Source organism: Vibrio sp. 1F263, assembly GCF_041439035.1.
In the GTDB taxonomy this organism is placed as follows: Bacteria; Pseudomonadota; Gammaproteobacteria; order Enterobacterales; family Vibrionaceae; genus Vibrio; species Vibrio tasmaniensis_A.
Map to the genome: position 1 here is coordinate 1 of NZ_JBGONI010000080.1, position 6,448 is coordinate 6,448.

General features: G+C 41.7%; 4 protein-coding genes and 1 pseudogene. 4 read left to right on the top strand and 1 reads right to left on the bottom strand.

The annotated features are described in order from the left end of the window. Positions 1–1,130, top strand: a 1,130-nt coding sequence (locus ACED25_RS22765) for a type IV secretion system DNA-binding domain-containing protein (protein WP_371696197.1), incomplete at its 5' end; no start/stop codon positions are given. A gap of 189 nt (positions 1,131–1,319) precedes the next feature. Beyond that, positions 1,320–3,578: a hypothetical protein gene (locus tag ACED25_RS22770; protein ID WP_016800117.1), complete on the top strand. Its 2,259-nt coding sequence runs from the start codon at positions 1,320–1,322 to the stop codon at positions 3,576–3,578. Positions 3,579–3,717: 139 nt separating this feature from the next. On the opposite strand, the pseudogene tnpA reads toward ACED25_RS22770, so the two are convergent. Beyond that, positions 3,718–3,920: pseudogene (gene tnpA / locus ACED25_RS22775) on the bottom strand (IS200/IS605 family transposase); the annotation flags it as partial. Positions 3,921–4,325: 405 nt separating this feature from the next. On the opposite strand from tnpA, the gene ACED25_RS22780 reads away from it, so the two are divergent. Together ACED25_RS22780 and mobF are read left to right on the top strand one after the other, a co-directional pair. Continuing rightward, a complete protein-coding gene (locus ACED25_RS22780; RefSeq protein ID WP_102533714.1) occupies positions 4,326–5,849 on the top strand; it encodes a hypothetical protein in 1,524 nt (507 codons plus the stop codon). Positions 5,850–5,921: 72 nt separating this feature from the next. Beyond that, positions 5,922–6,448, top strand: a 527-nt coding sequence (mobF, locus tag ACED25_RS22785; protein WP_371696199.1) for a MobF family relaxase, incomplete at its 3' end; no start/stop codon positions are given.

A 6,448-nucleotide genomic window follows, 5' to 3' on the forward strand; every position in this document is an offset into this window, starting at 1 on the left:
CGTCTGAACTTGAAACCCTGGGTAATTTCCTGCAAGGCACAGAGTCTGCTTCCCTGGTCTCTAAAGACATCAAAAAGACGGCCATCTCCATTAAGTCGGTGCTCGCCACCTACATTAAGAGCCTACGCTTTTTAGATGGCTTGGATGATAAAGACGCGAAAGGAGAGCCCAAACGCAAACCGTTTTCCATCACCGATTGGGTACAAGATGATAAACAAAAAGGCTTTTTGTTCTTATCGAGTAACGCGCAGCAACACGCTTCACTGCGTCCTTTAATTTCAACTTGGCTTGCCATTGCCTCTAACGCTATTTTGGGACTCAAAGCCGATGAAGACCGCCGTATCTGGGTGATTATGGATGAGATGCCTAGTCTGCATAAACTGCCTGAGCTGGATAACATCATTTCAGAAGTGCGTAAGTTTGGGGGCTGTTATGTGATTGGTCTCCAGTCTTATGCGCAGCTCGTGAAAACCTACGGAAAAAATACCGCGGACGTTATTTTTGATTTACTCAACTCTCGCTTTTACTTTCGCGCCCCATCAGCGCAGATGGCGCAAATCTCATCCAAAGATTTGGGTGAGCAAGAGGTGGACGTCTCAAGAGAGAACATTTCTTACGGTGCAAATGCGTTGCGTGATGGGGTATCGATTGGTCACCAAACCGTCACCCGCCCTGTTGTCTCTAGCAGTGAAATCCAAGCCATGGATGATTTACAATGTTACCTTCGCGTACCAGGAAGCAGCTTTATCACTCAATTAGAGTTGCACTTTGATAAGATGCGAGATGTGACACCAGCCTTTATCAAACGTGAACACACCCTATCTCCAGCGATGATTAAAGCATACCAAGAAGCCGTTTACTGTGAGTGTGTTGCTCCAGGGCTTTTCCTTAGTGAAGAAGAGCGTAATGCTCTCTCAACCCGCCAATCAGAGCAATTTGATACTGCAGAAGAGATGAAGCTCGAGACAGCCCAAATCAAAGAAGCCACGCAAAGCAAAACGGTCAAAAATCTTGTCAATGATGATGCAGAAAATCTCAAATCAGACGGTCACTATCAAAAGCGCGCTCAACAAGATCTCGAAGAGTCGGCGATATCTCAAGATATCGGGATGGACGATATATCTGAATGATGAAAGGGAAAATAGCTAAATATTACCATGAGATGATAGAAGAGCAATTTATATAAATAATGAATAATTTAATATATAAGATTATTTTTAAGGCGTCTAAATAGGGGTAATTATATTTTCTATAAATCATAAACCACCTTAAACCTAACCTCAGTCAGAGTACAGGGTAAATTATAGAGAAGTCTTTATATGGAAAAGCAAAGAGAACGACGTCAATGGGGAACTTGGATAAAGAGTGTTTTCATCTTTTTTATCGGAGGGTTAATTTTTAGTTCACAAACCTATGCCCAAGGGAAAAAAACCTACACTTGGTTTATCAATAAGCCAAATAATGCAACCTCGTCAGTTCCTTCCTTGAAGGATCTAACTGTAAATGACATCTTGAGTGATGAAGATTACTTGAGTAAAAATACGAAAGAAAGACAGACTGGTATTCTCGTTGATGGGGTTATTCAACCTTGGGTTTATCATTGGGCTAGAATAGAAGATCGTCTAGATCCAGATACTGCCTTAAACAAGCTAAATCATCGTTATACCGCCCTAGTCCGTCCTAGGGCTACATTAGAAAGAATTCCTGACGCTATCACTAGCCCTGACCGTGTTCGATTTGATTATTGGGATTATCTTGAAGGAATGGTCTTTTGGGGAGGAAGCTCTCAAGAAGGCACAATTTTAGCCCCTGACCCTCAATGGATTGAAGAAGCTCATGTGAAAGGAGTCAAGATTTATGGCAGCGTCTTTTTGCCTAGTCTCTCCCATGGAGGAAATTTTCAAGATTGTCGAGATTTAGGGACAGTCAGTTTGATGACAAAGCTCATTGAATTGGCTGACGGACTGAATTTTGAAGGATGGTTTTTAAATGTTGAAAGTTTTTCTGGGGAGCAACAGCGAGAAACCTGTATTAATCAAATTGATTCAGCGCTAAGTGACAGTAGGATTACTACATTACAACAAGAAAAAAATATAGAATTTATAAAATATATTGGTTCAGAGGGCTATAGTGGTTGGATATCAGACGCCGATATTACTCCAAATGGCTTTATAGAACCAAGAATGAAAGCATCTCCTCATAGTAATGAAGTCGATTATTATCTCATTAGTGAATATGGTGCAGAAGCTTTAAACGAGATCAGAAATCCTGCTAAGTTCAATTCAAATAAGCAATATCTTATGTTTCCCAATGCTTCTTATTGGGGGCAGTTAGATCAGACAACTAAGTATACTATAAAAGTAGGTGCCCGAAACAATGCGGAACAAGTCGCCAAGCAATATTGGGAAGGAATGTTGGGTAACGATGAGCGTAAAGAATCAGAGGAGTATAATTGGAATGGTGTTTCTCAATATACTAAGAAGCGGAGTACAGATGCCCAGCTAGAACGTTTTCCTGTTCTTGCCTATCAGGATATTAATTTTCAAGGATCCTTGACCCATCTTAATTACGGAAGGTCTTCTGCTGAAGAGATAAATGCTATAGGAGAGATTTCGTCGATTAAGGTAGGGCCAAAAAGTTACGTTCGCTTATGTAAAAGTACTGATTATTCAAATTGTTTGACTGTATGGGGGCTGGATCTTGATTTTGTGGGCGAAGAAATGAACGATTCTATTGTCCATCTTGAGGTTGGTCCGCTTGAACTATACCCAGAAAATGTTGTTTTCTATACTGATCAGTACTTTCAAGGCCAAAAGTTGACTCTTGATCGAACTAACGCATTCTACGATACAACTGACATTTACGACAGGGCATTCTATCGATCAATTTCATCTTTGGTTGTGCCTCCAGGGAAAAAAGTACTCCTTTGTAATACAAGGACGGAAGACAGTTGTCAATTTCCCTATACTGGTACGGTAAAACTCGTAGCTGCCTCTGACAATGACGTCACACGTGGGGTTAAGATAATTGACCAACCGCAATTAACTTTAGCGACACTCTTTGCTCATCGAGACCAACAGCCTCCATTGTTTGAAATGCTCCAGCTTAACCATGTTTACAATGCTTCAGAGCTAGGGGATGTAGGTATTACTAGTTCTTCTCTTAGGTTGCACGATAAACAATATCAAGTGAAAGCTTGCCTTCAATCTAACCTAGGGGGCACATGTGATATCTACTATGCTGATAGTAATTATTTTGGTGATTTAAGAAATGACTCTTATCGCTCTTTTGTTATTGAAAAGCGTGATTTGAATAATGTTATAGGTCTCGCTTACATGGACCTTCAGTTACATGGACCTCAATATCCTTTGCTGACAGGGACGAATGAGAACTTCCCTGATATTTTTAGGGGAGGGATCTCTTCAATAAAGCTGCTCCTACCCGGCTATGAGTTTTCTTATTGCCTTACCGATAATCAACAAAATTTGGAATGTACTGGTTATAGGAGCAATGATTCTCTTGGTTTATCATCTGATTATGATGATAACAGAACCTTATCTATACGTATTCGTGAATAATTTTTTTAGGGTCAAGAAGGACTTTAAATTGAAATTTAAGGGATCCCAATAAGGTTAGCAATTTCGCCTTATATCCTCGCTCGATCGGGCGGGGATATAAGGCGTCAGTCGCGATAGCGGCTTAATCTGGTGTTAGGTGTTATTGGCTTTCTACATATGCTTTAAGAGTTTCTATTGTTGCCCCTCCTGCTGTACAAGCAAAGTAATATCGCGACCATAAGCAGCGCTTTTGCTTTGCCTTGTTAGGTGGGTATCCTGCAATCTAAGCATTCTTGATGATATGGATTTGAGGTTATTCACCATCACGCTAATTGACAACTTTGGCGGATATGATAACAAGACTAATAGGGAAAATTTGCAGAATAGAACGATCAAAAACACTGCATTTTAATAACTTAAATTTCCAACGCTAGTACTACTTGGAGAGCCTCACCCACTCTTGCCTCACGTTGTTTCCCTCAATGGAGAGCACCAATGAAACCAAGATTCCGACACAAACGTCAACACAGTGCGCGATTAAAAAACTAAAACACCCACCATGATATGTCCCCTGAAAAACAACCCGAATCACTCTTTGTTCTCGATATGCTCGACGGCAACGACTGGTGACCCCTTGTACTCACTAATCCAGCTTACGCAACATAGAGGTTACACCCTAGAGCCTTATCATCACGATTAATCACTCAACCCCCGTCCCAAGCCTTGCCATTGCAAGGCTTTTTTACGTTCATTTATCAAGGAATTACCATGTCAAGTAAGACCATCTTGAATTCTGACCATTTACCGATATTAAAAAAACAATTACACACTATTCTCAATCAACTTACCGATGCTGAAATTATTTCAAACAGCCCAATTAAAAAAAACACATGGTTATCGATTTGTGCTCAAGCGATAGGTTATAGCGACTGGGACGACTTAAAAGCGCAGACAGTAACGCACCACGTCTCAGCCCATAACATTGTATTTAACCAAGTGTCCATTATCCCTTTTATTCAGAGCGTGAGGGTAAGTCTAGGAGAGCACATCGACAACATTGAAGGATTTGCCTGTGTCATTCTAAGGAACTTAACTCCCGAAGAGCGAAACGCCATGAACGGCAAGGAAGGTGATCTTCCACCCTTACCCAAAGCCCCGACGTCCTATACATTAGAACTAGGTCCCAATACTGTTTATGCTTCCGACCTTTTAGATTGGCTCTGGCCTACCACCAAAAATCACCAAGTGGCCCCTATAAATAATCACTATTTAGAGCACGTGAAAGAAAAGCGAATTAACTTGAGTAAGCCACAAGTAAAAAAGCGCTCATTAGATGTTTACCCGCGCTCTGGCATGTTAGTAAGGGACATCTTAGGACAACTGGTTTCAGAGGGGTATCTAGAATTCAACGACACGCAAACATGCGTATCTTTTACACAAAAAGGTTTCAATTATTTAAATGGAAAAATGACCAACGAATATGACTCTGAATGGAAAGGATGGTTTAAGGCGTTTGTAGCTCATATCAAAAAAATCCCATACCGATACATCAAAATAGATTGGACACCCTATATCTATTTATATTCACGTGGAATGTCCCCCATTGAGGCGGCAAAAAATCTTGAATGGTCAGAATGCTACACTCAAGCGCACTCTGAGATCCGCTCCGCTCTTAAACACCAACTCAACATCAACTTACCTCTGTATCCCAAAGAACGATACCTGCAATTTACGCCCAGAATATTTCTGACACCTGAGCTTACCAGCAACAAGGTAACAGACATTCATTTTGAATTTATAGGACCCGACTGGGCTAAACCAAACGGCAATCCAAAAACAAAGCGCTTTTGGCCAAACAAACGCTACGTGTCTGTTTATTTAGATACCTCCCCCAAAAGTCGAGGTTGGTATGCCGTCATTCCCGATGAGGTTGATTGCTTTCAAGTGAGCTACAAATGGACAAGCCGGTCCCATTCTTTTTCAAGCGTCACCCATCATATGACTTACCAGTTAGAGCCAAATATAGAGTGTGCTCAAGATTGGCTGTATGGCAATGAGTGCATGAAGCATTCTGATTCTTCGAAACCAGCAATGGCCGCCGATGAATATAGCTTTAACCGTCTAGAATGCCTGACTCATGGCAAGCATTTAACCAAGGAAGAAATAATAGCGTTAGACCGATTTAAAGCGGGCATTACGTCCATTCACATTGATGAAAATGGCGTCACCATTCACGAAGAAAGAACGTTAACCGCTAGCAATTCATTTGCTTGTGTTGGGATCATTTTGTAACCGCAGTAACAGCACCCACCACTCAATTCATCGCCATCATTGGTGATTGGCATTACACAAGGGAACACCGTCATGCTTTCTATCAGCCCTCTTAAATCCGCTTCTGGCGCTGCAAAGTACTACCTAAGCGAAGAAACCCCCAAAGACCTACCTGACGTCTCTTTAGAAAAAGATGCCGGTGATAACTATTACCTCAAAGAAAAAGACCAAGAAGAAAACACCTTCTGGCATGGCAAGCTGGCCATCGAAGCGGGACTGGCTGGCAAACCCGTAGAGCAAGCCACCTTAGAATCGGTCCTCTCAGGCAGTCTTGGTGATGAAACTATTAAAGGGAAAAGGGGGAAACACAAATCAGGCTTCGACCTGACGTTTTCTGCGCCTAAATCCATCAGTGTTCTCGCGCTTATTGGCGGGGACACCCGCCTAATAGAAGCGCATAACAACGCAGTGAAGTTCGCCTTAACAGAGCTTGAAAAAGACGTTGCACAAGTCAAAGTCACTCATAAGAAAGGCGTTCAAGAATACGAAAATACGGATTCGATGATATTTGCGGTCGTGCGCCACAAGACCAGCCGTGAAAACGACATGCAAGTGCACTC